This is a genomic window from Bacillus sp. EE-W1 (genome assembly GCF_009760835.1).
GTDB lineage: Bacteria > Bacillota > Bacilli > Bacillales > Bacillaceae_G > Bacillus_A > Bacillus_A wiedmannii.
This window is the reverse complement of the sequence record NZ_WIPE01000060.1, coordinates 213,202-214,684: the sequence shown is the minus strand read 5'-3', so window position 1 is coordinate 214,684 and position 1,483 is coordinate 213,202. Positions and strand designations below refer to the sequence as shown.

The following is a 1,483-nucleotide window of genomic DNA, read 5'->3' as shown; positions in this document are numbered from 1 at the left end:
GCTTTTTAATTAGGTCTGATAATTGTAATTCTCCACCGAATACGTCAATTGCATCTATAACATTTTCTAGAGCTTCTATCCTTATTTGATGAATTCCAGGTTCTAATTTTAATTTTTCATAAACTAGAGCTTGCCATAAAACTTTTGAACCTATTAAAGAATATGTCTCTGTTACACCGTCTATAGTTATAGCAATAGGCGCTTTGTAGCTACCACTCCCATCATAATTCCGACTAATTATTCGGAGTCCCGTACCATTAAAACTAAACTCACATATTACAGGTTCTGTTCCATGTGTAGTATTTTTATAAATACCTGTTCCGTTGTGATACCGAGAATCATTATGGATTTCTTCCCAGTTCCCAGTATATTTAATCCTACGATCAGTATTATCAAAACGATTCCATCCTGATTCTGGTTCCTTTAATTCCTCACCTTTTTTAGGAAATGTTAAAAATTCCCCTTGTGCATCTATATCAAACGCATTAAATCGGTGACTATGACCAGTTGTACTCTCAATTTTAATAATAACTTCATGTATCTCCCATTTTGATAATTGCTTTTCAAAAAGGAAAGTATATTCCTGTAAACCGCCTTTTAAATCTTTATAAAGGCTAAAATATTCTTTTTCACTACCATCAATTGATATAGAAACATTCCCTGGTCCGCTACTGACTTCTGCTATTACACGTAGTTTCTTCCCCAAAAACTTAAATCGTAAATAATTATCTTTTGTTGAACCAAAATAATAATTTTTATAAGTATCATTGACAGTAAACCCATTCATCTCAAAAAGGAATGAATGAGATGGCATACAATCATATCTCCTCCATCCCACTTCTGGATTCTTCAATATATCCCCAATTACAGTCATTGCATCACCTACTATTTTTCTCGTTTCCTTCCAATTGAAGTTCTCCCATCATTATTAGTGACTATACGATACTCATAACTTCAGATTATTATATATTTTTCTATCTAATGCTCTTTCCAATGAAAATATTTAGTCATCTTCCATAACAATTTTTCGTCCTAGTTACATTCAAATCGTTCAAATTACTTTGTAATGATTTCTAAACAAAACAGTATATCCATCGCTACTGACTTTCAAAAAAATATATCCCTTAAAATTTATTTTTGTTAGCTGTTACATAGTTTGTCCCTCCTTTAATTTTATTTTCATTATTTTTTACAATTTGAAATTAATATGTGATATTTTCCTATTAATTTCATTACAGTCCCCATATTATATTCACCTCAACTATGTATTAAGTTAATATTAAAATAAATCGGTTCAAATGTTAGTAAATTTGTTTCCTTCATAACCTTTACCCAAAAGTCACGCGTACTTTGTGCAGCTACTGAATCAATCTGTATTTCAGTCAAATAGTTAGTACCATCTAATGAAATAAGTGCCCAGGTGTAACCAACTTTCTCCATGTACTGCTGAATGGATAGTTTTATATTTGTAGCAGCACCGATG

The 1,483-nt window shown here is 31.4% G+C and carries 2 pseudogenes; both read right to left on the bottom strand.

Annotated features, from left to right (window positions below):
* A pseudogene (locus GFJ36_RS29115) lies at window positions 1–874 on the bottom strand (hypothetical protein); the annotation flags it as partial.
* Window positions 875–1,257: 383 nt separating this feature from the next.
* A pseudogene (locus GFJ36_RS29595) lies at window positions 1,258–1,483 on the bottom strand (hypothetical protein); the annotation flags it as partial.